Raw genomic sequence first — 25,324 nt, forward strand, 5'->3', positions numbered from 1 at the left:
ATAAATCTGTGGTAATCTTCATAAAATATTAAAAACAACCTGAAATATCCGGTATCTTTCCTACTTCCACGCCTGTTCGCCGGATCCATTACACGTAATGTCAGGTAATTAAGGAGTTCACAATGAAAAATAAAGGCCTACGCACTTGTTTGTCGATTGGAATTGGGTTGATTGTGATCGCCCTGGTGTTTGCTGCGGGTGTCGGCGTTGGTTATTTTGGCCCCAAATGGATTGGGATAGACCAATCCTATATCAGCGGACCCTATGATTGCCCACCCTGTGACGATTCCAGCACGACGACAATCATCGAATCTTATGAAACCCCGGCTGCCACAGAAGATACAACGGTCACCGTTGATCCCTCCACCAGCACCCCGGCAGATCAAGCGAATCTCTTCTCCCCCTTCTGGGAGACCTGGGACCTGCTGCATGAAAATTATGTCGATCAGCCATTGAACGATACCGACCTAATGCGTGGTGCAATCGAAGGCATGCTGGCCTCACTAGGCGACAAGCACACTTCCTATATGACCCCGGAAGAATTCACTCAGGCAAATGAATCGCTCACTGGCGAATACGAAGGCATCGGTGCCTATGTAGATGTCTCCGGCGACTATGTCGAGATCATCAGCCCGATGAAGGGCTCCCCTGCCGAAGCCGCCGGCTTACGGCCCAATGACAAAGTCGTTGCGATTGACGGCGTGGATATGACCGGCACCCCCGGGGACCTGGTCCTCCAACAAATTCTCGGCCCTGCCGGTACGGACGTGACCCTGACCATTGACCGGGATGGCGAGACCTTTGATGTAACCATCACTCGTCAACACATCGTCGTCCCGACAGTTGATTATGAAATGCTCGATAACAATATCGGTTATGTTGCCCTCTACACCTATGGCGACAATTCCACCGAACAACTCCGGGCAGCCCTGACCGATCTGTTATCCCAAAACCCCGCTGGCTTGATCTTAGACCTGCGGGATAACGGCGGTGGTTATCTCAATACTGCCATTGAAGTTGTCTCCGAGTTTGTCAACGATGGCGTGGTGATGTATGAGCAGTACGGTGATGGTGAAACGTATGCCTATGAAGCCATCCCCGGCGGCTCAGCCACAGATATTCCATTGGTCGTTCTGGTCAATGGCGGCACAGCTTCCGCATCAGAAATTACTGCCGGTGCCATTCAGGATAAGGACCGGGGCGTTTTGGTGGGCTCAACCACCTATGGTAAGGGCTCCGTGCAGACCTGGATCGCCCTCTCGGATGAGGCAGGCGGCGTGCGAATCACAATTGCCCGCTGGCTGACCCCCAATGGCACCCAGATCAGCGATATTGGCCTGACCCCGGATTATGAAGTGGAAATGACCGAGGATGATTACCTTAACGGCAATGATCCCCAACTCGAAAAGGCGATTGAAGTCCTGCTCGATATGGTCAACTAACTCAATTCAGGACGAATATTATGTTCTTTCCAGTTTTCAATCTCAATTACCTGATCTACATGCTGCCCGCGCTCATCCTGAGCATGATCGCGCAGTTCTTTGTCAATGCCAGCTATTCCCGCTGGAGTCAGGTACCCAATCAAAGCGGTCTGAACGGTGCCCAGGTGGCACAACGCCTGGCGGACCGGATGGGGTTGTATGGGATGCGGCTGAAAGGGACCCCTGGAAAGCTGACCGACCATTATGACCCCCAGCAGAACGTCCTGAGCCTCTCACAGGGCATCGCCCAGAGAGCCAGTGTTGCCTCAATGGCAATCACGGCCCATGAACTCGGGCATGCCCAACAGGACCAGGAGGAATATCTCCCCATGCGTTTGCGAACTGCAATGGTCCCTGTGGTCAACATCGGCACAACCGTAGGCTGGCTTTTCATCCTGATCGGCTTGCTGCTCCAGATCAGTGACCTGGCCTGGGTGGGCGTTATCGCTTTCTCCGCAGGCGCGATCTTCTCGATTGCGACCCTGCCGGTGGAGCTGAACGCCTCCCGCCGCGCCAAACAGCTGCTCAAGACCAACGGTCTGGTGACCACAGTCGAAGAAGAGCGGGGTGTCAGCCAGGTGCTGAACGCCGCGGCCCTGACCTATGTGGCTGCAGTTGCCACCTCCGTCCTGCAGTTGATGTATTTTGCCTCGATGATTGGCGGTAGACGCCGCAGGTAAGGGAGACTTAAGTAAATGACAAAGGCTGTCCAGTGTGGACAGCCTTTTTATTTTCACTTATTCTTTGTCATTGCGAGCTTGCGACATTGTCCCCGAAGCAAAGCAGAGTGGGAAGCAATCTCATTCATCTACATTCTCTTGTCATTGCGACGAAGGAAGCAATCTCATTCATCCTGTCACGCTGGAAGCGTGACCTACATCCTTTTGTCATTGCGAGCTTGCGAAGCAATCTCATCTACAACGTGCCGGATGAGGGAAGCCGAAGTGAGTACCAGTGATAAGCAATTATCTACACTTACATCATCTCATCACGCCGTCTTCACCGCCCCTACAACCCACCTTCCCAGCGCCAGCACACCCAGCAGGATCGCACCCACCAGAGCCGTCATGGCAACCAGAGGCGTCTCGCCTTGCTTGACCCAGATCCCCACAAACGCCCAGACCAGCACCAAAGGATAGGCCACTTCCTTACGCAGGAAGATCATCAGCAATCCCAGGAGGCTCGCCACAGCTAGCAAAATCACGGCCCAAAACGGCTCAGAGAGCGGCATACCCCGCCACCCCAGCACATATAACACCTGGGAGAAATTGGCCACCGTCGCCACTGTGATCCAGCCGAGGTAAATACTAAAGGGAGTATCCACCAGCAGTTTTCCCTGCCAGCTGCGCTTCTCCAGGCCGACCCGCAACTTGAGATAGGTTGTCAACAAGCTGACCAGCAGGCCACCCATTGCAACCAGGGTCAGGGGGAATTGCTCGTAGTGCCAGAGGAAAATCCACACAAAATTGAACAGGTTGGATGCCACGACCCACCCGGCAACTTTATCCACCCGAGGATCGGCCAGGCCCATCTTCGTGACGCTGTAAACCGCAAAGGCTGCCAGGCCTAGGTAAATCAGGCCCCAAATGGAAAAGACAAAGCCGGCCGGGACAAAAAAGATCGGATAGGCATCCGAGATTTCACCGGTGGTCAGGCCGTTGAGCGGTAAGGCGTTCGCCAGAAAATTAGCTACAAGAGTCAGCACCAGCGATCCAATGATTAATATTCGATTACGTTTCATTTTCTATTCTCCATTATGATTTCTTTTCCTTTATTTTATAATTTCTTCACTCCAAAGTAAAAGGCTTGTATAAGGTTTGCTGATCAGAAAAAACCTCAAAACCCATCGGCTCCCTGTTTGGCATAAAAGCAGAACATGTTATAATTCGTAGCGGACAAATTTTGTCTGAAATTAATTTCCCACACCCTTCCCTCTTCCAAAACCAATTCATCGCACAGGGAAGTGGTGTTTTGAAAGGACACTTTATGCGTACCAACTCGACCTATCGGGTGGTCGTCTTGCTTATTGTGGCGACACTGGTCCTGACCAGTTGTAAAGTACCCGGCCCAACCCTTCCTGCTTCAACGGAGATTAGCGAGGCAGATGCCATCGCTGCTACTGTGACCCAGGCCCTCCAAAATGAGACCGCCGAAGTGACAGAAGCGCCCACCCCCACCATCCCTGCGCCAACTGCAATCCCAATTGTGGATAATCGTCTCCCCCCGGAACGCTGGCAGGAATGGCCCGTGATCCCGGAACTAACCGGGTATGAAAAACAAATCTACCAATATGGCCTAAGCCTGGGCAACGACCCCCACAGTTTCTCAAAGGTTGGCGATTGCCAGGCTATCAAACAGGTGCTGATGGGTATCTATGACCAGCCCACCCGCTTCACCCTGACCGAACGCAACGCCTATCTGCAGGAAAGCATTGATAACTTCGCCGGATCCTTCAACCGTGATGGACAAGCTGTACGGGGCGGTTTCAACGCTGCTGCGGTACTTTCCCCCATTTGGGCAGACCCGGAGGTCTGTGAACCGGGCGAGACGCCAATCGAATGTGAAAACCGGGTGCACAACCCCTCATTCGTCATCATCAGCCTGGAAGTCTGGTGGTCCGGCCGCACGGTGGAACGCTATGAAGAATATATGCGCACAATGATCGAATATTATATCGACAACGGCGTTGTGCCGATCCTTTCCACCAAAGCCGATAATGTTGAAGGTGATCACCGAATCAACCTGGCAACCGCCCAACTGGCCTATGAATATCACATCCCCTTATGGAACTTCTGGCTTTCTGTGCAGGACATGCCCTACCACGGGATTGACCCCGACCGGGACGGCTTCCATATAAGTTACGCTGCCTGGTCCGTGCGCAGCCTAACAGCCCTCGAAGCGCTGGATGCAGTCTGGCGCGGGGTTCGCGATGAAGCCGTTGCAGACATCACCCCTGTTGTCACCGAGACCCCCGAAGTGACCTTTGCAGATGTTTCGCTCAGCCCAAGCCCCATCGCTCCACAGGTGACGGTGGAAAACCAACGTTTGGTCTTCTCCATCGAGCAGCGCAGCGGTGAAGCAAGCCAAAGCCTGGGCGTGTTCACCTACGACATGACGACCCAAACCCTTTTTCAGGTCCTTGAGACCGGATATGAGCTGCAGGATGTGGACCCCACCGGTACCAAGCTGCTGGTCAATCAGGGCAGCAACCTCTTCATCAGCGATGCCGACGGCAATATCTCGGTAGTAACCGATAAAATGGCTGTCACCGGGCGAAGTGCCAGTGCTTTCTGGCTGCCAAACGACTCCCGCCTGCTGGTCCTGACCGAAGAAGATCAAAATCAGGCCATCTGGTTGATTGATCCCGTCAATGACACCTGGCTCCAAATAGCTTCCGGACAAATCTCCGGCCTGATTCGCCCCACTGGCGACGCCAGCTTCTATTGGTATGAAGGTGAATGCCTGGCTGAAGCTTCCTGCGAGGAAAATACCGTTTGGACCAATGACGCCAATGGCAGTACACTCTATAAGGAACAATCCAATATCGCCATGTCCGCTGATGGAAAGACATTTGTCTGGGTTGAAGGTACGGATGACCCCACCCAGATCCTCTACGTTGAAAACACCGGAAAGACCTACCAGGACTACCTTTACCTTCCCGGAAATCGGGCAGTGGACCTGGAATGGTCGCCGGACAGTGACGATGTGGTTCTGCTCTCCAAGACCCGTGATGATTACACCGGCAAATCCGGTGATGCCCGCATCTTTGTGGTCAATATCGCGGCCATGAGCCAACTGGAATACTATGCCTTCCCCGGCCTCAACCCCAGCGTCGTCTGGAGTGCCGGCTCAGGCCAGCTTTTCCTGACCTCAACCCTGCCAATGGATGATGGCTATCAAATCCATCTCCGCCAACTCAACCTGGGATCCGGTCTCTTTGATGAACTGGATGATTCCCTGACGATTACTTCTACAGATTTCATCACCTTAGATGCAATCTATTGGATCACACCATAATTTTACGGAGGACGACAATATGAAAAACAATAAATGGTTCTATCTCATCGGTGTCATTGCCCTGCTCAGTATGGCCCTTTCCGCCTGCGCCGGCGGCCAGGATGCCCCCGCCCAAACGGTTCTGCTCTATCAGCAGGCCCTGGTGGATAAAAATCAGGAAGAACTGATCAGCTATGCCTGTGCCGATTGGGAATCTCAAGCGCTTCTGGAGCTCGATAGCTTCGTCAGCGTGGAAACCGAACTTGTTGACGCCACCTGCCAAACCGTCAGCGAAGATGGCGACACCGCCAAGGTGACCTGTGAAGGAGCCATCTCAGCGACCTATAATGGCGAAGCCCGGGAATTCTCCCTCAGCGGCCGCACCTATACCCTCGTCAACGAAAATGGCGATTGGCGCCTCTGCGGTTACGAGTAGAAAAGGTAATCGTTGCGCTGGCTAAAAGACCATCTGCTAACTAAAGAAAACCTCTGGGCGTTGTTGCTCTGCCTGCTGATCGTCATCCTGGTGATCTTCAGCGCTGACCGTTCTCCGCTCTGGATCTATCAGGGATTTTAAATGTCGTTACTCAATATCCTGATCCTCATCGCTGCTGCCCTCGCGCTCAGGCTTCTCTTTCCGGGAAAGCTGCGGCGCTGGGCGCTGCTGGTCAGTTCGGTCATCGCGATCTACTGGCTGCAGCCCAGCCTCCCCATCCGCCAGATGGATTTCTGGTTTCCAACCGCCACCCTCGGCCTGGTTATAGCAGTCTGGGGCCTGACGGCTGAGAAGGAACAATTCAAAATCAAACAAAACTGGTTGGCGGCGGTCCTCACATTGGGGACCGTCTTGCTGCTGGGCCTGCTGCGTTTCGTCAGCCTGAAAGGCATTCTGACGGCTTCCCGACCGCCCCAGTTCCTCTCAGTGGCAATCGCCCTGGCGATCATTGCCGTGCTGACGCTGGTACTCACTCGCTTCCTCAAGCCGGCCCGTCCTGCACTGACAGTCGGTGTGCTGCTGATCCTGGTGTTCTTCGTTCTGCTCAAGAACCCCACCCTGGCAGCCCGCACAAGTGCCGCCCTGCGCGGCCTGATGTCGCAGGACCCCAACCTGGCCCTCTCAACCGACCTTGGCTGGCTGGGCTTTTCTTATGTGGCCTTCCGCCTGATCCACACCCTGATTGACCGGATGAACGGGCGACTCAAAGAAATGGGTCTGGACGAAGTGCTAATCTATACGATCTTCTTCCCGTCCTTCATGGCTGGCCCCTTGGATAAACTGCAGCGATTCCGCAAGGACCTCGACGCCCCGCAGCCCCTGAACGCCGGTGAACTGAAGACCAGCGGCAAGCGACTGGCAACCGGTCTCTTCCGCAAATTCATCCTGGCCGACTCGCTGGCACTGGTGGCGATCACCGCGACCAACGTCACCCAGACGAATTCCACCGGCTGGCTTTGGCTGATGCTGGCGGCTTATTCCTTCCAGCTCTATTTCGACTTTGCGGGTTACACCGATATTGCTATCGGTATGGGACATTTGTTGGGCTTCGCCCTGCCAGAAAACTTCAATCACCCCTATCGAGAGCCCAACCTGACCCTGTTTTGGAATAATTGGCACATGACCCTCACGCAATGGTTCCGAGGCTATTTCTTCAACCCCATCACCCGCAAGCTGCGCAGGAACAAGAAACTCCCTACCCCATTGATCATTTTCATAACACAGATCAGCACCATGCTGGTGATCGGCCTCTGGCACGGAATCACCCCCAATTTCATCATTTGGGGCCTTTGGCATGGCCTGGGCCTGTTCATCCATAATCGCTGGAGCAGCTTTGCCAGCCCGAAGGTCGCAGCTCTGGTTGAGAAGAAGCCCGCGCTGGGCAAAGTCTTCTATGTGAGCGGCGTTGCCTTTAATTTCGTCTTTGTCAGCCTGGGTTGGATCTGGTTTGCCCTGCCCTCAACGAGCCTGGCACTTCAAACCTTCGGAAAGCTGTTTGGAATCGCATGAAAAAGCTGACTCTTTCCTCCCAACTACCCACCCTGGCCGCCATTCTGCTGGCATCCGCGTTGATCGCTGGCTGCGTCCCTCAAACAGCACCGACCGCCAGCGAATCACCCGCCGCCACAGCAACCGCCACCCTGCAGCCCACGCTTACCCCTACGGGCACCTTGCAGCCCACCCCCACCGAAACCCAAGTCCCCACCCCCACGCCGGACACCCGCCTCAAACCTGATGACTGGCAGGAATGGCCGGTAATCCCTGAGCTGGAGTCTTATGTTTATGAGGTTTACAGCCTGGGTCAGGAAATGGGCCGTGATGCTCACGTGTTCTCGGTGATCGGCGACTGCCAAAGCTCGCCCACCTATTTCCTCAGCCTCTATGACGAAAATCGTTACACCCTACCAGAGGGTGAGGAATATTTGGAAGACACCATCGAGTGGTACGCTGGTTCCTTCGTGCACCGCAGCATCACCGTTGAAAATGGTATGACGGTTGCCAGTGCCCTGAACCCAATGTGGGCCAGAGCGAATTCTGAACTCTGCGAAACCACTGAAACCCCAGTTGCCTGTGAAGTCCGTCTGTCCAATCCCTCTCTAGCCTTGATCAGCCTGGGAACCAACTGGACACCATCCACCTCACAGGAAGATTACATCGCTTATCTGAACCAGATCGTTGATATCCTGCTGGAACAAGGCGTTTTGCCGGTGCTCTCCACCAAAGCGGACAACACCGAAGGCGATTACAGCCGCAACCTGGCCATGGCACAGGTGGCTTATGACCGGCATCTACCCCTCTGGAATTTCTGGGCAACCGTGCAGGACCTGCCTAATGGCGGCCTGGATAAAGATCGGGAAGATGTCTACCTCAATTACCGGGCCTGGGATATCCGCAACCTCTCTGCGCTGGAACTGCTTGACAGCATCCGCCAGCAGCTGGCAGCGGCCGAATAATCCCCCCGATGATCGATGAGAGAAATAAAACAAATGACAGAAGACACAACTACTGATAAAAAATCCACAGGCAAATTCATCCGCAATGTGCTGATCAAAGGCCTGCTGCTCTTCATTATTATCAATTTCACAATTGGATTGATCCCTGTAGGCAATAACTGGGGCAAGCTCTCGCTCTATAACCTGGTTTGGCCCGGCAGGGTCCGGCTGCCCTTTGGCGAGAACCCCACCGAAGCCTATAACCTCAGCCTCTATGACCTGGAAGCGATGTTCGCCTCCCATGAGATCAACGCGGGTGATAAACCCAGTGACGAGTTCCGCATCATCCTGATCGGTGACAGCGCCACCTGGGGCACCCTGCTGGAGCCACAGGACACCCTCAGCGGGCTGATTAATGCGGATGGCCTCACCACCAGCGATGGCCGGACGGTCAGGGCCTATAACCTGGCTTATCCTTCCATGTCCCTCGCCAAGGACCTGATGATCCTTGAAAAAGTGCTGGCCTATGGCCCGGACCTGATCCTATGGCCGGTCACGCTTCAATCCTTCCCTAACCAAATTCAGATTGAGACGCCCCTGGTTGCCAATAACCCCCAACGGGTGATCCCCCTGATTGACAGATTCGACCTCCCGCTGCAGGATAACCTGGCAGCCTTCACCCAATCCACTTATTGGGACCAGACTCTCATCGGCCGCCGGCGTACGATTTTTGACGCCCTCCAATTGCAGTTCTACGGCATGATGTGGGCTGCCACCGGAATCGACCAGACCTATCCCAGCAACTACACCCCCGCTCAGCGCGATTTCGAAGCCGGTGACACAAACTTTGCCGGTTGGGATGCAAGTACCCTACCCGTAGATCAACTACTGACAAGCGCACTCTCAGCCGGGACAATCCTGGCCGGGGATGTGCCTGTTCTGATTGTCAATGAACCGATCCTGGTCAGCACAGGGGCCAACAGTGATATCCACTATAACTTCTTCTATCCCCGCTGGGCCTATGACCAGTACCGCGAACTGATGACCGGCCTCTCTGCAGATGCGGATTGGACCTACATTGACCTTTGGGATGTTGTTCCCGAAGCTGAATTCACCAATTCCGCTGTTCACCTGACCCCCGCAGGCTCCCAAACCTTATACGAAGCCTTAAAACCCGCTCTGGAACAACTAATTGCCCCCTAGGTATACCCTGGTGGTAAAATACACAGGTTGCCGTCAATAAATCAACCTCGGACGGCTGAAATTTCTCAAAGAGGAGACTAAACTGAACATGAAAGATGAAATTATTGCCAAAGTGGATAGTTACCTGCGCGACGAAGTCTTGCAGCAACCGGACCGCCAGATTGATGCCGACGAAGCCCTGATCTCCAGCGGCCTGATCGATTCCTTCAGCCTGGTGGATGTGGCCTTGTTCGTTGAGGACAATTTCAATGTCCATATTGATGACACCGAGTTGAACGCGGACACCTTTGACACCCTCAACCAATTAGCCGACCTGATCATCGAACGCCAGGACGCTTAATGCAGACGTTTCACCACATTTTAAAAAACCATTACGAAAATCGACCGGATGAGATCGCCCTCACATTGCAGCATGCCGGTGAGGAAGACCGACAGATCACCGTGCGCCAGCTGGTCACGAGTGCGGTCAGCGCCCAGCGCAAGCTGGAAGCTGAAGGCATTCAGCCCGGTGAGGTGGTGCTGCTGATCTTCCAACATGGTCATGACCTGATCCGCACCTATTTCGGCACCATCCTGCATGGGGCGATCCCTTCGATCATGCCCTATCTGACGGAAAAGCTCCAACCGGAAAAATACCGCCGGGACCTTGCCTCATTGATCGAAGTGACCAAACCCGCCGCAATTTTCACCTATGCAGAATTTGAAATGGAAGTGCGCGCCGCTCTCAAGGAAGAGGATTCGGTCCGCACGGTGATGGTGGCGGAACAACTCGGTGAAGGTGAAGAGCCAGTCTTTGACCTCTCCCGCCGAAAACCTAAAGACATCGTGCTGCTCCAGCATTCCTCCGGCACTACCGGCCTGCAAAAGGGCGTCGCTCTTTCGCACCAGGCAGTTCTGAACCAGGTCAGCGCTTATGCTGATGTGCTTCATATTGATCCAAAATCGGATGTATTGGTCAGCTGGCTGCCCCTCTATCACGACATGGGCCTGATCGCCGGCTTCCTGATGCCGATCCTCTACGGCCTGCCGCTGGTATTGATGTCCCCCTTCGACTGGGTCCGGGCACCCTATAGGCTGATGCAGGCTGTCAGCCAATACAAGGGCACCCTGGTCTGGCTGCCGAACTTTGCCTATAACTTCTGCGCCACCAAGATCCGCCCCCGTCACATGGAAGGGGTTGACCTCAGCTCCTGGCGGCTGGTGACGAATTGCTCTGAGCCGATGCGCAATGACAGCCAGCAGCTTTTCCTGGAAGCCTTCAAACCCTATGGCTTCAAAGAAAGCGCGCTTGGCACCAGTTACGCTATGGCGGAAAACACCTTTGCCGTCACACAGGGCGGCGTGGACAGCCCCGTCCGGATTGACCCCGTGGATCGAGATGCTGTTCAGACCGAACGAATCGCCAGGCCGGCTATTGAAGGCCAGCCCTCCATTGACATGGTCTCCGCCGGCAAGCCCATCCCCAACACCCAGGTGAAAATAGTGGATGCGGATGGTAATGCCCTGCCGGAGCGGCACATTGGTGAGATCGCACTACTCTCAGACTGTATGCTGACGGAATATTATCACCGACATGACGCCACCGAACAAGCCTTCATTGATGGCTGGTACCTGACCGGTGACTATGGCTATATGGCAGATGGCGAAGTGTATATTTCCGGTCGCAAAAAGGACCTGATTATCGTGGGCGGCAAGAACATCTACCCCCAAGACCTTGAGCGGATCGCCTATACCATTCCCGGCGTGCACCCCGGCCGGGCCGTGGCCTTTGGTATCTTCTCACAGAAGATGGGCACCGAACAGGTAGTTCTGGTGGCGGAAGTGGATACCGCTGAGGAGGAAGAAAAGCAGCGGATCGCTAATGACATCCGCCAGACCATCACCCAGGATTCAGCGGTTGCGCTGCGCCATGTGCACCTGGTGGAAGATGGCTGGATCGTCAAGACCAGTTCCGGCAAGACTGCCCGTTTGGCAAACCGGGATAAATTCCTCGAAGAAACCGGTTTCAAGGTTATCTAAGATCAAACTCCAAAAAACACAAGGCACCGTTATGGTGCCTTGTCTATTTAAAGTTTAATCAACCTAGCGGTGAGGAAACACCCGTTGGATCAGGGCTTCCTGATCGCCAACCACTTCCAACCCTGCATTTTCACCGATGCTTTGATAAAGCACCTGACCATCCAGGTCCTCAAATTTAACTCTGAAACAGGCATTCAGACTTTCCAGAATCCGCCGCTCCATCGCCACAGTCGTGGGCGCCTGTAAAAGCCCTCCCGCATTCTGCCGAGCTTCCACTTTCAGGCGATGGGTCCGATTGCGGAAGGTCAACCGCACCCAGTTATCCTCGACGACCAATTCTTCAATTTTTCCGCCATTATAGGTCGTGAACCGGTGAAGTTGGCCTTCAAAATAGAACCCAACGATGAACCCGCCAAAAGACCGTCCCAGCCAGGGAATCACCGCCACGGACAACATCAGGCTGATCCCGGGCCGGTCAAAGTGATTACTTTGTCCCCATATCCAGGCCGAAGGGAATTGACGGCCCCAATCCTTCTCGATGAAGCCCCTGCCGCCGCTAAAATCAATCTCTTGCCTGTTAAGCCTGAGAGAGCCAGAGATCTCATGATCCAGGCTGACCACACCATGATAGCACTCCATGAATGGCACCCAGGCAAACCACCCCATTGCGCCAACCGATGTCAAACGTACGGGCCAGGGGGTCAACCCACTGAAATTCAGCGTTCCGTGGAGAGATATATTATGCTCATCAATATCCAGATTGATTTCACCAGCAGAGAAGAAATTTTCCCCAATCAATATTTCAAAGCTATCCGGTGAAGCCTTGAAATCCTCATATGGAAACCGAAGATAAGCACCAGCCTCCGATTCCGAATCAAAGACCTGAATAAAAGCATGCCGCTTCTCACGATCCTCGCTCAGATATATACCTGGGATAATTGCCAATCGGTGACTGCCATCCCGGCTGACCAGCTTGAAATACCAGCCTTCAAAGAAGGGCGGATTTGCTGTAAAACCATGATATCTTTCCGGGTGAAGTCGGTTGCCTAATCCCACGGTCAATCCTTTCACTTGTCAGCCCACAGATCGATCAGCTCTTTTGGATCTTGTAGATCCCAGCACAATCCGAGGTCTGCGTATACTGAACCTTCAGGCCTAACACCTCCATTTGCGGGATCATCGTCTCTGCGCACCAATAGAATTCTGAATCATCCCATTGATTGGCAAAACGTTGGAAACCCACTCGAAATGCCGCCTGGGTCTGAAATGAAATATCTGCAATTAGTACAACCCCATCATCGGCCAAATGATCCGCGACCAGACTCTTGAGGACCGCCAGCTTTTGCTCATCGGTGAACTCATGAAAGGTATACCCGGAGATGATCCGATTAAAAGGCTGGTGAATCTCCTCGGGCCACTCATCTGACAGCAAGTCCAGTTGGAGTAAATGTGCCTCAGGGAGAACTTCAGCCGCCTTGTCCAACATGGCAGCCGAAAAATCCACACCCCACAATTGACCTGGAGGAATAGACAGCCTGACACCCAAAGCGCCCGTGCCGATCCCAAGATCCAACACTTTATGGATTGGCTGAAGCTCAGCAGCCTGAATTAAACAATCAAGGGTCTGTTCGTAACCGATAAAAGGAAATTCTCCATCGCTGACATCATCCTGATAGGTTTGAGACCAATGATTGAATAAGGCTTCTCTACCGTTGTTGTCTGGCATATTTTCCTTTCTATTCACCCCTAATTGTAATCCCTTGCCCAAAAAACTAGTAAAACCCTGAAAAACCCAGGCTTGCAACTTATCAGGGCCTTTCTCGTATAATATATATACTGAAAGATATTTAAAGAAAGGCATAATCAATGAAAACCAAGAAGATATTCCTTATCAGCGCCCTGCTACTTTTGAGCGCAACCCTGATGGCCTGCTCGTTTCCCATTATTAGGGTCGTCAAGGGCTCTGGCACGCTGACAACCGAGACCCGTAGCATTAACAATTTCAATGCGATCCAATTGGATGGCGCGGGCCAACTGGTGATCACCCAGGGTGACACTGTCGCACTGCAGATTGAGGCTGAGGACAACATCCTCCCCTATTTGAAATCCACCGTTGAAGGGGGCACACTGGTTCTCGGCTTCCAGGACCATTTCTGGCAGAAATCCCTGCTTCCTACCGAAACCATCACTTATTCTTTGGTCGTCACGGACTTAAATGCCATCACCTTCAATGGCGCGGGCGACATGGATATGAACCTGCTGGACACCGACACCCTGAGCATTACTGTCAATGGCGCTGCACAAGCTCACATCACAGACCTGACGGCGGACTCACTGATCATCCAGATCAATGGCACCGGCAATGTCAATATCAGTGGTGAGGTCAATTCCCAGATACTCGGTATAGATGGCGCCGGCACCATCCAAAATGGCGATCTCAAGACCTCGCAGACTGTCCTCACATCAAATGGGCTGGGTATTGCCACCGTTTGGGTCACGGACAGCCTTGAAGTCACTTTTAATGGCGGCGGCACATTGAATTATTTCGGAGAACCTGCTATCATCCAAAATATCAATGGCGCGGCAAACATCACTCATCTTGGCAGTAAATAATTAATTTTTGTTCATCACCTGCTGGAAAGTTTTCCAGCAGGATTAATTAAAAGGAATCAAAATGAAAAAGAAATCAGGTATTTTTACTGGGATCATCATGATTTTGTTGGGTGGTCTCTTCCTGGCTGGTGAACTCTACCCCGAAATCTTCAGCTTCTGGAGCTGGCCCTTCATCCTCATAGGTCTGGGCGTCATGTTCCTGCTTTGGGCTCTGATTTCCGGCACCGGCGGCCTCGCCATCCCAGGTTCGATCCTTTCCGGCTTGGGCGGAATCTTCTATTATCAGGAACTTACCCAAAACTGGGACTCCTGGGCCTATATCTGGGCACTGATCCCCGGCTTTGTGGGTATTGGCATTCTGCTGAAGGGGCTGATTGATAAGAACTTCAAAGATACGACCAATGCGGCTTTGACCCTCATCATTATCAGCGCTGTGCTGTTCTTTGCCTTCGGCACTCAGTTCGGTCTGCAATCCTATGTGATGACCTACTGGCCGATCCTGTTGATCCTCCTTGGCCTCGTCTCCCTGGTCAAAGCTCTGCTCAAGAAAAAAGAACAGATCTAACCCACCTTTCTATCTATACAAAAAGAGACGCTGATGACAGCGTCTCTTTTATTTTAACAGGTCTATTCCAATCAGGATTCAAAATTATCCCAGGCCGTCTTCACCCGTTCATAAGTCTCAGTCAGTGATTCAGGCAATACCCGGGTCTCACCCACCGTAGACATGAAATTCGTGTCGCCGCCCCAACGAGGAACAACGTGCATATGCAAATGGTCCGCAACACCAGCCCCAGCCATCTCGCCTAGGTTCAAACCCACATTGAATCCTTGGGGCTTATAAACTATTTGTAGGACATCAACGGCCTTGTTGGTCATTTCCATCATCTCGGCCCTGGCAGCCTGCGAAAGGGCATGCAGTCGGTCCACATGGGCATAGGGCACGCACATCACATGCCCGCTCGTATAAGGGAAGCGGTTGAGGATCATGAAAACATGCTCTCCGCGATGGAAAATAAGGTTATCCACGCCATCCGGCTCCTCAGCCGCCAGGCAAAAGACACAACCGGGATAGTCGTGATGTTCTTGAATATATTTCATACGCCAGGGTGTCCAGATTAGATCCACTATTGAGTCATCCTTATTTTGATATTGGATAATTGTATCAGATAATCATCTTGACGGATTTGTTGTTATACTTAAGCATTCGCGCATTATCAAGCGACCAATTATGGAACAATTTTCGCTATTTCAACCCAAGAACGTTCTCAAAGTCAGTCAACTGACCACTTATTTGCGCCAGTTACTGGAGGATGATCCCATCCTGCAGGATGTCTGGGTGGAGGGTGAGATCTCCAATTTTGCCCAGCCGTCATCCGGCCACCTTTATTTCACCCTCAAGGATGGCGACGCTGCAATCCGCTGCGTCATGTGGCGGAACGCTGCCCAGCGGATGAATTTTGCCCCCAGAGAAGGCATGGCAGTCCAGGCGCATGGCAGCATGGGGATTTATGAAACCAGCGGTCAGGTCCAGCTCTATGTGGATACGATGACGCCGGCTGGGGAAGGCGCACTCTTCCAGGAATTTCTTAGACTTAAAGCCAAACTGGAAGCTGAAGGCCTTTTTGAGGAAGAACTCAAGAGACAAACTCCCTGGCTGCCAAAGGTGATCGGCATTGTGACTTCACCCACCGGCGCGGCCCTCCAGGATATGCTCAACACGATCACCCGGCGCTATCCCGTGGCCGAGGTGGTTCTCTCACCTACCCCTGTGCAGGGCATTGACGCCCCGGCAGGGATCGTAGCTGCGCTGGAACGCCTCAATCGGGAAGTGGCACCTGATGTGATCCTGATTGGGCGCGGCGGTGGCTCAATTGAAGACCTCTGGGCCTTCAACGACGAGGCTGTTGCCCGGGCTGTGGCTGCCTCGGAAGCGCCCATCATCTCCGGTGTGGGCCATGAGACCGACTTCACCCTAACCGACTTTGCCGCTGACCGCCGGGCGCCCACCCCAACTGCCGCCGCTGAACTCGCTACGCCGGACCGGATGGAATTGCTGGGCATCATTGCTGAATTGGAAAATCGTCATAGAACACGGCTGCGAGAATCCCTCGTTGTTCTGGGCTGGGAGGTCGCACAATGGACCAACAACCTCGAGCGCCACTCCCCCCATTACCGGGTGGATAATTACCGCCAGCGCCTGGATGAAGTACAATTGCGACTGGAGCGATCCATCCAGGCCAACTTCGAGCATAGTAAGCTCACCCTGGCGCACCTGACCCAGTCCCTGCACAGCCTGAGCCCGATGGCCGTACTGAAACGAGGTTATGCGATCGTCACCCGCGAAGAGGATGGGCAAGTTGTGAAAGACACCAGCCAGGTGGCTGTTGATGAAAACCTACACGTCCGGGTTAGCCAGGGAAGCCTGTCCGCTCGGATTTCAAAGATTAACCCAGGAGGTTCCTGATGCCAGATAAAGTACAAACAGAGATCCAGAAAATGGATTTTGAAGCCGCTTTCACCGCCCTGCAGGAGAATGTCACCCTGCTGGAAGGCGAAGAATTGCCCCTCGAAAAAGCCCTGGAAGTCTATGAACGCGGCCAGCTGCTGGCCCGGCACTGTGCAGAACTGCTGGAAACAGCCGAAATTAAACTCCGTCAACTTTCTCAGGACGCCGCCTCTCAAGCGCCTTCTGAAGGATAATTAACCATGCCCTTAATTGATGTCATTAGAAACCCCGTCCTGATCAGCAGCCTGGTTGCCTCCTTCCTGGCGCAGATCCTCAAACTCCCCCTGGAATATCTGCGAACGAAAAAGTGGGATTGGTCCCTGATGCTCAGCACAGGCGGTATGCCCAGTTCCCATTCCGCGATGGTCACAGCCGCAGCAGCGGGTGTGGGGCACTATATGGGCTTTGATACCCCCGCTTTCGGTCTGGCAATCGCCCTGGCCGCCGTGGTGATCTATGACGCCACGAACATCCGCCGTCAGGCCGGCTTCCACGCCCAACAGATCAACCGCATCATCGATGAGTTTATTCAAGGCAAAGCCAAACCCTTGGAAGAATATCAGGAATTAAAAGAAGTCCTCGGTCATTCCCCTATGGAAGCCCTGGGCGGCATCATTCTAGGCCTCTTGATCAGTATCGCCGCTTGGCAGATCTGGCCGTAATATCTTTCAATATTCTTCTACCAAAACTTTCATTAGTTTGACATATTGAATAAAAACAAATATAATTTATTAAAAGAATTAATATGGGCGGGGTAATGAGCAAAATAGAGGTCCCTCAAAATTATAAAAAAGAGTTTGTTGATTTATGTAAAAGGACTAACGTAATTCGACCTGCACGCTTTACATTAACCCGTGATGGTAAAAGAGTCCCTATTCTTTATCATGATCGCTTTTGGAAAAAACCAGAGGTTATAACAAAATTATCTAAAATTACTTGCGATTTAATTGAAATTAATTCTCAAATAGTTGATCAATGTAATGCCATAATTTGTATTACCACATTGTTGGGGACATTAGGCCCAATACCAATAATGCCTTTCATTAGCCAAAAATTCAATTGGGATAATTATGTAATAAAAGAAGATACTCCTGGCGAATTCAACATTTATCCTAACATTTCAAGAAATTTAGATGATTCTCAAGATCTAGCTGAGATTACTTTCTTATTATTTATTGATGGGACCGTTAGAGGATCTTCAATTGTTAGAACAAAAAACACAATAATTAATTTAGGTGGACATGTTGGTGGCCTGTTTATGTTCACAGATGTTGATAACCATCTAAGTTCTACCCAATCCATTATCGATGATGTTCCAACCTTATCAATTTTATCAGGGGAAGAACTTCTAATTTTAACTAAAGAGGGTTAATTCAACTTATGGAACACGCAAACAAAATGTTTTATATCCTCACTAGTATTTGTGTCGGATATTATATTAAAAGATCAAATTTTACCGATTTTAATCTTGTCTTTTCACTTATAGTAATAACTATATTTTCATTTCTTGCTATATTTTTATCAATACTATTTGAAGAAAGACCAAGTAAATATAATCTTTGGAGACTAATTCCTTTTATAATTTTGTTATTCTTTGCAACGATGACAATATATAGTTTTGATACAGTATTCTACAATCAATCAAAATTGCCTTTTGAAATGATTTTATTAATTCCCTCCATTTTTATCGTTTGGATTCTTGTCTACTTCATTTACCACATTTGTTCAGATGGATATGCTAAGAATTTAATGCGCAAATAGTAAAGTAAAAAACATGATAACTTTTTTTGAAAATCACTTACCATTAACTATATTTTTAACATTTGTTTCCCTTATAATATTTTTAATAGTTCTACGAGGAACACAGGGAAATAAAGGAGAAAAGCTATCTTTATCTACTAATCCCATAATTTCTGAGATCTCCGAATATTTACAGAAAATAAAAAAAATTGACAGCGGAACCGAATATCAGTTGGATGGCGAATATTGTGAATTGCTCCAAAGGATAGCATCCTCATTTCAGTCCTTAGTTGACAAATATCAAAACAGTAATCTTATAATAGAGCGTTTTTCTTCAAAGTATTTTCGATTTATATCACAGCCCATAAATAAAAAATACACTATTGGTGAGTTCCATAATGAACCTCCCGAACCACTAATTTTTTATTCACAATTTTCAACTCTAATTAATAGTCTAAAGAAAGAAAACTTTAAGGATTTTTATAACAGCCTTTTAGATACGGTATTTCTAATCGATAATGGAAAATTGCCTAATACTACCAGTAATAAGCTAAGTGTAAACATGAAAAGGGAATTGGCTGTTGAATTTTCACAAAACTTTGATTTTCTGATTTCAAGGAATGTATATCAAACAGGAAATAGACTTACAAAATTTCTTATTACGCTAAAAGAATATATAACAACTTATCAGGATTCACATTTATTAAGTTTTTATAATTTAATTCAATCTAAAACCTTCTTTGAAACGAGAGCAACAGATGAGGTTGCATATATCTCATACTTAGTTGAAAATTGGTTTTCAGCATGGGCAATAGGTGATATTAGGAAAGAATATCTATTTTTGGCTAGAATATGGACAGAAATACAAAAGTCCTATACGGATGAATCTCTTTCGGAATACATCTTACCAAACTTTACCCCAAAGGATTTTCGATCTGGAGAATTTATTGATGGAAGAATTGGCCCAAATAGTTATTCAGAATAATTACACCATAAAAAATAATGGATATACTTACCTGGAGTTTTGGAAATTATATTTACACCCAAATTTAATCGAACAAACCATCCATCAAAAAGCAAAAGAACTTAACTTATTTCTTCAACAATACGATTTACTCTGTGGCATTGCTTGTTCGGGAATTCCTATAGTTACAATTTTGCATAATATGTTCCACAAGCCATTCATTATTAGTGAAAATTCGGAAGAATATGGTCGAATAATAAAAGACAATATCCCATTAAATTCAAATATAAAAATACTTGTAGTCGATTCTATTGTGAACAGAGGAGCTACATTTACTAATTTTGAAATTTGGAACGACAAGAATTATCAAGTAAATTCTGATTATTTTAGCATTGTGTTTAATGACACAATGAATAAGAAAAATTACACCCCAGCATTCAAAAAAATCAACAAAGATAACCGTTATTTTTATTTTTATCGGTTATCTGATTTATTGAATTAGCGTGTCGCCCTAATGGGGGTATCAGTAATTGTTATTCGTATTTATTTATTCGTTTTATCTTCCCCACCAGTACCCGGACCATCCCCATCAACTCAGGCATCTTCAGCGCCCACATCAGCCCGCCATAGACCGCCACGCCCACTGCCAACGCGCCAAACAGGATGACCAGGTTCGAGCGGCCAGCCATCAGCGCTTCCCAGCCCAGCACCACCGCCCCCATCAACCCGGTACCCAGGGCTGAGACAGCGACACCCTTCCAGATGTAACTCCCACCCAGGCCATTCAACCGCTTACGCATGAGCAGGATCAGAGCAATACTTTCCAATCCCGTTGCCAGAGAATTGGCCAGAGCCAGTCCCCCATGCGGCAGCCAGCCCCAGCGGACAAACAGGTTCGCGAAAGCCAGGCTCAAGCCAATATTCAATCCCATCGCCACTACGCCCACCGTGACCGGCGTGCGAGTGTCATGCATGGCATAAAACGCCCGACTGAGGATCTCCACCAGGGCGTGCCCCACCAGGCCGGCAGAATACCAAAGCAGCGCCCAGGTGACCAGATCAGTAGAGTGAGCGGTGAATTCACCCCGCTCATACAAGACTCGGATCAGGGGATATCGCAGTAGGATCAATCCCACAGAAGCCGGGATCGCCAGCAGCAGCACGGCCCGCAGTGTGGAGGCCAGTGACGTGCGCATTTCTTCCACCTCGCCGCGTGCCACCTGTGCTGAAAATGTCGGCAACGAAGCAATAGCTGCGGACTGGGCCACTGCCATCTCAGGCATTAACATCAAAGTAAAGGCCAAGGCGATGGCGCTGACACTGCCTGCCGGCTGGCCCAATGCAATAACCGTGTTCACAATGAAGTTGAGCTGGACCACTGCCACACCCAACAGCCGCGGTCCCATCAACTTGAACACTTCCATGACAACTTTATCATGCAAGCCAAGGAAGAAGTGATAGGCCCGGTCTTTGAGGGTCAGCAGCTTCGGGATCTGCACCAGCAAGTGCAATAAAGCCCCACCGACCACGCCAATAGCCAGCCGCTGGATGCCCCACTCATGCGGCAATAACCAGGTACCCAGGATCATACCCAGTGAATACATCGAAGGTGCAATCGCCGGGATCAGAAATACTTGATGGGCATTGAGAATACCCATGATCAAGCCGCTGATACCAAAGATGACCACCGAGGGCAGCATCGTTCGCAACAGAGAAATCGTCAACGCTTCCTGGCCCACATTGGCATCCGGCACTAATAAATACAAGCCGTCCCGCACAATTTGGGGCGCAAAAATCCAGGCCAGGACAGAGATCAAGATCAAGGCCAAAAAGACCAGGTTGATCACACCCGAAGCCAATTTCCAGGCACCGGGGCGGTCATCCTTGGTCAGAAATCCGGTAAAAGTCGGGATAAAAGCCGAACCCAACGCACCGCCAGCCACCAGATTGAAGAGTAATTCAGCAATCCGGTTAGCCGCATTGAACGAGTCCATCTCCACAGACGTTCCAAAGGCATTGGTGATCACAATCCCCCGGATCACCCCCACCAGGTTGCTGATGATGAAAGCCACCATCACCGTCCCGGCAGCGCGGGCAATCTGTTGATTAGCGGAGGGCGTCGTGCTTTCGGCTTGAGTCATTAATCCTCTTTAGCTTGATCGGCGGCATTGGTCCAGAGCTGGCGCTTCTCTTCATCAGAGAGATCGACCAGATTATCTCCGGCAGCCAGGACTTCAGCTTCCATTGTATCAAATTGCCTGCGGAAACGGTTAATCGCCACCCGCAACGCTGCTTCTGCGTCAATGTCCTTTTGATGCGCAAAACTGGTGATGGCAAACAGAAGTTCACCGAGTTTCTCAGGCAATTGGGCGTCATCCGTTTCAAGGGCTTCCGCCCCCATCGTACGAATGACATCCTCATGGCCCAGAGCTGCCAGATGATCAAATTTCACCCTCCCAACCCGCTCCACAATTTCCTCAGCCTGCAATAATGCCGGTAAGGCCCTTGGTACGCCATCCAGCAGGCCCTTCTTGCCATTGTCGCCATTCTCACGGCGTTCATCAGCTTTGATAGCTTCCCAATTTTGGATCACGCCAGAGACATCTTCCATATCGACCGCAGCAAAGACATGCGGGTGACGCCGGATCAGTTTATTACTTATGCCCTCAATCACCTGGTTAATGGTGAATTCACCTTCTTCAACACCGATTTGTGCATGTAAGCCAATCTGGAGCAGCAGGTCACCCAATTCTTCCGCCAGGTCCGCCATATTTTCCTTATCCAAGGCGTCCAGCGCTTCATATGCCTCCTCAATCAGGAAGGGCCGCAGCGTGATATGCGTTTGTGCCCGATCCCAGGGGCAGCCATCCGGAGCACGCAGCCGGGCGATAACTTCCATGAAGGATTCAAAGGATGAGGTTGCCGAAAGAGGCGGAATGAAGAGTGAACTGAGGGCGCACAGGTAGGAGGATTGGTCAATCTTCTCCAAAGGCAGATTTTCCAGCACCTGTTGATCCGTCCCGGCGGCATGAACCAACCGTACGGGGTGTTCAGCCGGGTAGGTATTCAGAAGCACTTGTTTAATGCGCTTAGCAACCTTCTCTGAGGAGATCTGGGTAATTAGTACGGAGTTAGCAGGTGAAAAATCGGGGGTGTGGAGCCTGGATAAGGTCAATCCATCCGCCAGACTCAGGCCGCCAAAGGGATCAATCCCCAGGGCATGAAATGTCGGCTCTAAAAAGCTCAATCCATCAATCACCCGGCAGGGGATATCCTCATGCTTTGCACGGCGCAGGATCGCCTGGCAGGTGGCTTCTCCCACCAGTGGATGCCCAGGGACGGCATAGGTCACGCCGCCGGGCTGCAAACCCAAATTCAGGATCGTCTCCACCACAGTTGATACAGCTTCATCCTGATCCCCTTCCAGGTCCAATAGGTCATCCAATCCAATCAACTCCAGCCCATTCGGCAGGGCATCAACAACCGGATGCGTCATCGTACGCATATAAAGTGTATCTATGGATAAAATCCAATCCCAGGCTTCCCGGGTAAGGCTTGCGATATCGCCCGGGCCAAGCCCCATCAGGGTGATACCGGAATCAGGCAGAGGCGTTTCTTTTTCAGTCATTCCAAATCCTATTACTCAATTAACAAATAGAGACGTTGCAATAACGTCTCTATTATTTTCCAACAATATTAGCCTGTGAACAAGAACATACCTAACATCTGCTCAGGCCACTGCAAACGGTTTGAGCCAAAAGGCTAAATAAGTTTGCAGTGAAGTTCCCTGTAAGCGATAGCTTCGCAGAGGAATAAAGCTCTAGCGTTTGGTGTAGGTAGGTGCCTTGCGGGCCCGTTTGAGGCCTGGTTTTTTCCGTTCCTTGACACGGGGGTCGCGGGTCAGGAAACCGCCATGACGCAGGGCTGACCGGAGGTCTTCATCCATTTTGACCAACGCACGGGCGAGGCCAAGTTTGACGGCGTCACGTTGACCTGTCACACCACCGCCTTCAACTTTCACGATCACGTCATAGTTTTTCTGGCTCTGATCGGTCAGGTCAAATGCTTTGAGGATTGCAGGTGCATCACCTTGACGGGTGAAGAAACCTTCCAAGGTTTTACCATTAACGGTGAAATCGCCGGAGCCTGCCATCAAACGTACACGGGCAGAGCTTTCTTTACGACGACCAACACCTTCATAATATCGGTTATCCATAAATACAGGTACTCCTCTTACTCAACTAACGCTGGCTGTTGTGCCTGATGTGGATGTTCACTTCCGGCATAAACATGCAGGTTCTTATAAATCCGGCGGCCAAGTTTGGTCTTTGGGACCATGCCCCAAACGGCCTTTTCAATCACCCGTTCGGGGAATTTGGCCAACTGGTCACGCAGGGTGATCTCTTTGATCCCACCCGGATAACCGGAGTGGTGATAATACTTCTTGCTGTCAAGCCGAGTCGGGAAGAAATCAACTTTTTCAGCATTGATCACAACCACATTTGCGCCAGTCATAGCGCCGGGGGTGTAATTCGGTTTATGCTTACCAATCAGTAATTGGGCAATCTTTGTCGCCAAGCGCCCAAGGTTTTTACCCTCGGCGTCAATCAACAACCATTCTCGCTCAACTTGTCCCTTTGGTACAAATGTTTTATTCACAGTCTAACTCTCCATCATTCAAAGATCCACTCACCGGCTTTCGCCCGAGAGATGAAATCCGATATTTCATCAGGTATAACTTACTTCTTCCAATACAAGGCCATGCGCAGGTGCCAGTCCGTTCATCGGCAATTTTCCGGAATTCAGGCCGTCAGCGATCAAGCTAAGCGGAGCCTCGCCTTGTCCAATCGTGACCAAAGCCATTGTGGTCCGGCGAACCATGTGATAGAGGAAGGCATTGGCGGTAATGTCGAATTGATATTCGTCATCCATTTGTCGCCAAACTGCCGAAAAAACCTCTCTCACCGTCACGCCTGAGTCACTTGTCGGACTTCCAAAGGCTGCGAAATCATGCGAACCAATCAAGTCCTTAGCTGCATGGTTCATCCGATCCAGGTCAACCTCCGGCCAAACCCGCCAGGCGAATTTTTCCCTGATTGGGTCACGAACCGGTTGGCAGATGACATGGTAACGGTAGCGGCGCCAGGTTGCTCTGTACCGAGGGTGAAAATCATCCTCAGCCACCTCCACCGAGGTGATCGCCATATCCTGAGGCAGATAGTAGTTCAGTGCTCTCACCAGGTCACTCTCAGAGTGATCCCAGCTCAGCCTAAAACTCACAACCTGACCTCTGGCATGCACGCCTGCATCCGTGCGGCCTGCGCCAGCAATGCTTCTCTCGCTCCAGCCTAATTGGCGAAGGGCCTCTTCAAGCTCAGATTGAACCGTCCGAGTATCCTTCTGCCGTTGGAAACCAGCAAATTCAGTGCCGTTGTATGAAAGAATACCTTTGTAAAGTACAGGGTCCATCCGGGGTTCCGGGAGGACTACTCTTCGATCAGTTCGATCAACGCCATTTCAGCCCCATCACTGCGGCGGGGGCCCAGTTTGAGAATGCGGGTGTAACCGCCACTGCGGTTGGCGTATCGAGGGGCAATGTCATTGAATAATTTCTGAACAACATCACGGCTGCCGGTACCGAGTTTGGCAACAGCTAAGCGGCGGGCATTCATGATCTTGATTTCATCCACATCCTGGTTATTACGGGCCAGGGTGATCAATTTTTCAGCATCTGCCTGAATGGATTTTGCCTTCGGCAGCGTGGTCTTGATCCGTTCATTTTCCAGAAGTTGCCGGATCATCGTGCGGCGCATCGCTGTGCGATGGCCGGTAGAGCGATTCAGCCGGTAACCTTTTATCTTATGTCGCATT

At 50.8% G+C, this 25,324-nt stretch carries 27 protein-coding genes; 17 read left to right on the top strand and 10 right to left on the bottom strand.

What is annotated here, in order from left to right; all coding sequences use genetic code 11:
• Positions 1-122 precede the first annotated feature (122 nt).
• Both JR338_07075 and JR338_07080 read left to right on the top strand, forming a co-directional pair.
• On the top strand, positions 123-1,442 hold the full coding sequence (locus JR338_07075) for a S41 family peptidase (GenBank protein ID QRN82206.1): 1,320 nt from the start codon (positions 123-125) through the stop codon (positions 1,440-1,442).
• A gap of 17 nt (positions 1,443-1,459) precedes the next feature.
• Positions 1,460-2,161, top strand: a complete 702-nt coding sequence (locus JR338_07080; protein ID QRN84379.1) for a zinc metallopeptidase — start codon at positions 1,460-1,462, stop codon at positions 2,159-2,161.
• A gap of 308 nt (positions 2,162-2,469) precedes the next feature.
• Here the strand turns inward: JR338_07080 and JR338_07085 are convergent, their stop codons facing one another.
• Positions 2,470-3,222, bottom strand: coding sequence for a tryptophan-rich sensory protein (locus JR338_07085; protein QRN82207.1), 753 nt, complete (start codon positions 3,220-3,222; stop codon positions 2,470-2,472).
• A gap of 245 nt (positions 3,223-3,467) precedes the next feature.
• On the opposite strand from JR338_07085, the gene JR338_07090 reads away from it, so the two are divergent.
• The 7 genes from JR338_07090 (at position 3,468) to JR338_07120 (ending at position 11,627) form a co-directional block, all read left to right on the top strand.
• The gene (locus JR338_07090) at positions 3,468-5,498 is read left to right on the top strand and encodes a hypothetical protein (GenBank protein ID QRN82208.1); all 2,031 of its coding nucleotides are present in this window, start codon (positions 3,468-3,470) and stop codon (positions 5,496-5,498) included.
• A 19-nt stretch (positions 5,499-5,517) separates the two neighbouring features.
• Positions 5,518-5,913, top strand: a complete 396-nt coding sequence (locus JR338_07095) for a hypothetical protein (GenBank protein QRN82209.1) — start codon at positions 5,518-5,520, stop codon at positions 5,911-5,913.
• Between the two features lie 141 nt (positions 5,914-6,054).
• Entirely contained in the window at positions 6,055-7,482 is a 1,428-nt protein-coding gene (locus JR338_07100; protein QRN82210.1) for a hypothetical protein, read from the top strand.
• Positions 7,479-8,426, top strand: a complete 948-nt coding sequence (locus JR338_07105; protein QRN82211.1) for a hypothetical protein — start codon at positions 7,479-7,481, stop codon at positions 8,424-8,426. The genes JR338_07100 and JR338_07105 overlap by 4 nt, the downstream gene beginning before the upstream one ends.
• A gap of 33 nt (positions 8,427-8,459) precedes the next feature.
• Positions 8,460-9,608: a hypothetical protein gene (locus tag JR338_07110; GenBank protein ID QRN82212.1), complete on the top strand. Its 1,149-nt coding sequence runs from the start codon at positions 8,460-8,462 to the stop codon at positions 9,606-9,608.
• An 88-nt stretch (positions 9,609-9,696) separates the two neighbouring features.
• Entirely contained in the window at positions 9,697-9,948 is a 252-nt protein-coding gene (locus JR338_07115) for a hypothetical protein (GenBank protein QRN82213.1), read from the top strand.
• On the top strand, positions 9,948-11,627 hold the full coding sequence (locus tag JR338_07120) for an AMP-binding protein (GenBank protein ID QRN82214.1): 1,680 nt from the start codon (positions 9,948-9,950) through the stop codon (positions 11,625-11,627). The genes JR338_07115 and JR338_07120 overlap by 1 nt, the downstream gene beginning before the upstream one ends.
• Positions 11,628-11,690: 63 nt before the next feature.
• Here the strand turns inward: JR338_07120 and JR338_07125 are convergent, their stop codons facing one another.
• Positions 11,691-12,683, bottom strand: coding sequence for a hypothetical protein (locus JR338_07125; protein ID QRN82215.1), 993 nt, complete (start codon positions 12,681-12,683; stop codon positions 11,691-11,693).
• A 34-nt stretch (positions 12,684-12,717) separates the two neighbouring features.
• Positions 12,718-13,353, bottom strand: coding sequence for a class I SAM-dependent methyltransferase (locus JR338_07130; protein ID QRN82216.1), 636 nt, complete (start codon positions 13,351-13,353; stop codon positions 12,718-12,720).
• Between the two features lie 140 nt (positions 13,354-13,493).
• Here JR338_07130 and JR338_07135 point away from each other — a divergent pair, with 140 nt between their 5' ends.
• Both JR338_07135 and JR338_07140 read left to right on the top strand, forming a co-directional pair.
• Positions 13,494-14,240 (top strand): DUF2807 domain-containing protein, encoded by a 747-nt coding sequence (locus JR338_07135; GenBank protein ID QRN82217.1) that lies wholly within the window; start codon positions 13,494-13,496, stop codon positions 14,238-14,240.
• A 61-nt stretch (positions 14,241-14,301) separates the two neighbouring features.
• The gene (locus JR338_07140) at positions 14,302-14,805 is read left to right on the top strand and encodes a hypothetical protein (GenBank protein ID QRN82218.1); all 504 of its coding nucleotides are present in this window, start codon (positions 14,302-14,304) and stop codon (positions 14,803-14,805) included.
• 71 nt (positions 14,806-14,876) lie between these two features.
• On the opposite strand, the gene JR338_07145 is transcribed toward JR338_07140, so the two are convergent.
• A complete protein-coding gene (locus JR338_07145; protein ID QRN82219.1) occupies positions 14,877-15,368 on the bottom strand; it encodes an HIT domain-containing protein in 492 nt (163 codons plus the stop codon).
• A gap of 103 nt (positions 15,369-15,471) precedes the next feature.
• On the opposite strand from JR338_07145, the gene xseA reads away from it, so the two are divergent.
• From xseA to JR338_07175, 6 genes are all read left to right on the top strand, one after another.
• Positions 15,472-16,707 carry an exodeoxyribonuclease VII large subunit gene (gene xseA, locus JR338_07150; protein ID QRN82220.1) on the top strand — a complete coding sequence of 412 codons (1,236 nt, stop codon included), beginning with the start codon at positions 15,472-15,474 and terminating at the stop codon, positions 16,705-16,707.
• On the top strand, positions 16,707-16,943 hold the full coding sequence (gene xseB, locus JR338_07155) for an exodeoxyribonuclease VII small subunit (GenBank protein ID QRN82221.1): 237 nt from the start codon (positions 16,707-16,709) through the stop codon (positions 16,941-16,943). The genes xseA and xseB overlap by 1 nt, the downstream gene beginning before the upstream one ends.
• A 6-nt stretch (positions 16,944-16,949) precedes the next feature.
• On the top strand, positions 16,950-17,411 hold the full coding sequence (locus JR338_07160) for a divergent PAP2 family protein (protein ID QRN82222.1): 462 nt from the start codon (positions 16,950-16,952) through the stop codon (positions 17,409-17,411).
• A 95-nt stretch (positions 17,412-17,506) separates the two neighbouring features.
• Entirely contained in the window at positions 17,507-18,121 is a 615-nt protein-coding gene (locus JR338_07165; protein QRN82223.1) for a hypothetical protein, read from the top strand.
• Between the two features lie 402 nt (positions 18,122-18,523).
• Positions 18,524-19,474, top strand: coding sequence for a hypothetical protein (locus JR338_07170; protein ID QRN82224.1), 951 nt, complete (start codon positions 18,524-18,526; stop codon positions 19,472-19,474).
• Positions 19,440-19,955, top strand: coding sequence for a phosphoribosyltransferase (locus JR338_07175; protein QRN82225.1), 516 nt, complete (start codon positions 19,440-19,442; stop codon positions 19,953-19,955). Before JR338_07170 ends, JR338_07175 begins: the two co-directional genes overlap by 35 nt.
• Positions 19,956-19,986: 31 nt before the next feature.
• Here JR338_07175 and murJ read toward each other — a convergent pair whose 3' ends face one another.
• From murJ to rplQ, 6 genes are all read right to left on the bottom strand, one after another.
• Positions 19,987-21,594 carry a murein biosynthesis integral membrane protein MurJ gene (murJ, locus tag JR338_07180; protein QRN82226.1) on the bottom strand — a complete coding sequence of 536 codons (1,608 nt, stop codon included), beginning with the start codon at positions 21,592-21,594 and terminating at the stop codon, positions 19,987-19,989.
• On the bottom strand, positions 21,594-23,081 hold the full coding sequence (gene mazG, locus JR338_07185) for a nucleoside triphosphate pyrophosphohydrolase (protein ID QRN82227.1): 1,488 nt from the start codon (positions 23,079-23,081) through the stop codon (positions 21,594-21,596). The genes murJ and mazG overlap by 1 nt, the downstream gene beginning before the upstream one ends.
• Positions 23,082-23,273: 192 nt before the next feature.
• Positions 23,274-23,669, bottom strand: coding sequence for a 30S ribosomal protein S9 (gene rpsI / locus JR338_07190; protein QRN82228.1), 396 nt, complete (start codon positions 23,667-23,669; stop codon positions 23,274-23,276).
• Positions 23,670-23,686: 17 nt separating this feature from the next.
• Positions 23,687-24,112: a 50S ribosomal protein L13 gene (rplM, locus tag JR338_07195; protein QRN82229.1), complete on the bottom strand. Its 426-nt coding sequence runs from the start codon at positions 24,110-24,112 to the stop codon at positions 23,687-23,689.
• A 69-nt stretch (positions 24,113-24,181) separates the two neighbouring features.
• The gene (gene truA, locus JR338_07200) at positions 24,182-24,922 is read right to left on the bottom strand and encodes a tRNA pseudouridine(38-40) synthase TruA (GenBank protein QRN82230.1); all 741 of its coding nucleotides are present in this window, start codon (positions 24,920-24,922) and stop codon (positions 24,182-24,184) included.
• A 17-nt stretch (positions 24,923-24,939) separates the two neighbouring features.
• Positions 24,940-25,323: a 50S ribosomal protein L17 gene (gene rplQ, locus JR338_07205; GenBank protein QRN82231.1), complete on the bottom strand. Its 384-nt coding sequence runs from the start codon at positions 25,321-25,323 to the stop codon at positions 24,940-24,942.
• Between the last annotated feature and the right edge of the window lies 1 nt (position 25,324).

It is taken from the genome of Chloroflexota bacterium (assembly GCA_016887485.1).
Lineage (GTDB): Bacteria > Chloroflexota > Anaerolineae > Anaerolineales > Anaerolineaceae > Brevifilum.

Bases quoted from the DNA above. Each gene is read 5' to 3' on its own strand.
- JR338_07075 (QRN82206.1), top strand. From the start codon at position 123: ATGAAAAATAAAGGCCTACGCACTTGTTTGTCGATTGGAATTGGGTTG.
- JR338_07085 (QRN82207.1), bottom strand. From the start codon at position 3,222: ATGAAACGTAATCGAATATTAATCATTGGATCGCTGGTGCTGACTCTT.
- JR338_07090 (QRN82208.1), top strand. From the start codon at position 3,468: ATGCGTACCAACTCGACCTATCGGGTGGTCGTCTTGCTTATTGTGGCG.
- JR338_07095 (QRN82209.1), top strand. From the start codon at position 5,518: ATGAAAAACAATAAATGGTTCTATCTCATCGGTGTCATTGCCCTGCTC.
- JR338_07100 (QRN82210.1), top strand. From the start codon at position 6,055: ATGTCGTTACTCAATATCCTGATCCTCATCGCTGCTGCCCTCGCGCTC.
- JR338_07105 (QRN82211.1), top strand. From the start codon at position 7,479: ATGAAAAAGCTGACTCTTTCCTCCCAACTACCCACCCTGGCCGCCATT.
- JR338_07110 (QRN82212.1), top strand. From the start codon at position 8,460: ATGACAGAAGACACAACTACTGATAAAAAATCCACAGGCAAATTCATC.
- JR338_07115 (QRN82213.1), top strand. From the start codon at position 9,697: ATGAAAGATGAAATTATTGCCAAAGTGGATAGTTACCTGCGCGACGAA.
- JR338_07120 (QRN82214.1), top strand. From the start codon at position 9,948: ATGCAGACGTTTCACCACATTTTAAAAAACCATTACGAAAATCGACCG.
- JR338_07130 (QRN82216.1), bottom strand. From the start codon at position 13,353: ATGCCAGACAACAACGGTAGAGAAGCCTTATTCAATCATTGGTCTCAA.
- JR338_07135 (QRN82217.1), top strand. From the start codon at position 13,494: ATGAAAACCAAGAAGATATTCCTTATCAGCGCCCTGCTACTTTTGAGC.
- JR338_07140 (QRN82218.1), top strand. From the start codon at position 14,302: ATGAAAAAGAAATCAGGTATTTTTACTGGGATCATCATGATTTTGTTG.
- xseA (QRN82220.1), top strand. From the start codon at position 15,472: ATGGAACAATTTTCGCTATTTCAACCCAAGAACGTTCTCAAAGTCAGT.
- xseB (QRN82221.1), top strand. From the start codon at position 16,707: ATGCCAGATAAAGTACAAACAGAGATCCAGAAAATGGATTTTGAAGCC.
- JR338_07160 (QRN82222.1), top strand. From the start codon at position 16,950: ATGCCCTTAATTGATGTCATTAGAAACCCCGTCCTGATCAGCAGCCTG.
- JR338_07165 (QRN82223.1), top strand. From the start codon at position 17,507: ATGAGCAAAATAGAGGTCCCTCAAAATTATAAAAAAGAGTTTGTTGAT.
- JR338_07170 (QRN82224.1), top strand. From the start codon at position 18,524: ATGATAACTTTTTTTGAAAATCACTTACCATTAACTATATTTTTAACA.
- JR338_07175 (QRN82225.1), top strand. From the start codon at position 19,440: ATGGAAGAATTGGCCCAAATAGTTATTCAGAATAATTACACCATAAAA.
- murJ (QRN82226.1), bottom strand. From the start codon at position 21,594: ATGACTCAAGCCGAAAGCACGACGCCCTCCGCTAATCAACAGATTGCC.
- mazG (QRN82227.1), bottom strand. From the start codon at position 23,081: ATGACTGAAAAAGAAACGCCTCTGCCTGATTCCGGTATCACCCTGATG.
- rpsI (QRN82228.1), bottom strand. From the start codon at position 23,669: ATGGATAACCGATATTATGAAGGTGTTGGTCGTCGTAAAGAAAGCTCT.
- truA (QRN82230.1), bottom strand. From the start codon at position 24,922: ATGGACCCTGTACTTTACAAAGGTATTCTTTCATACAACGGCACTGAA.
- rplQ (QRN82231.1), bottom strand. From the start codon at position 25,323: ATGCGACATAAGATAAAAGGTTACCGGCTGAATCGCTCTACCGGCCAT.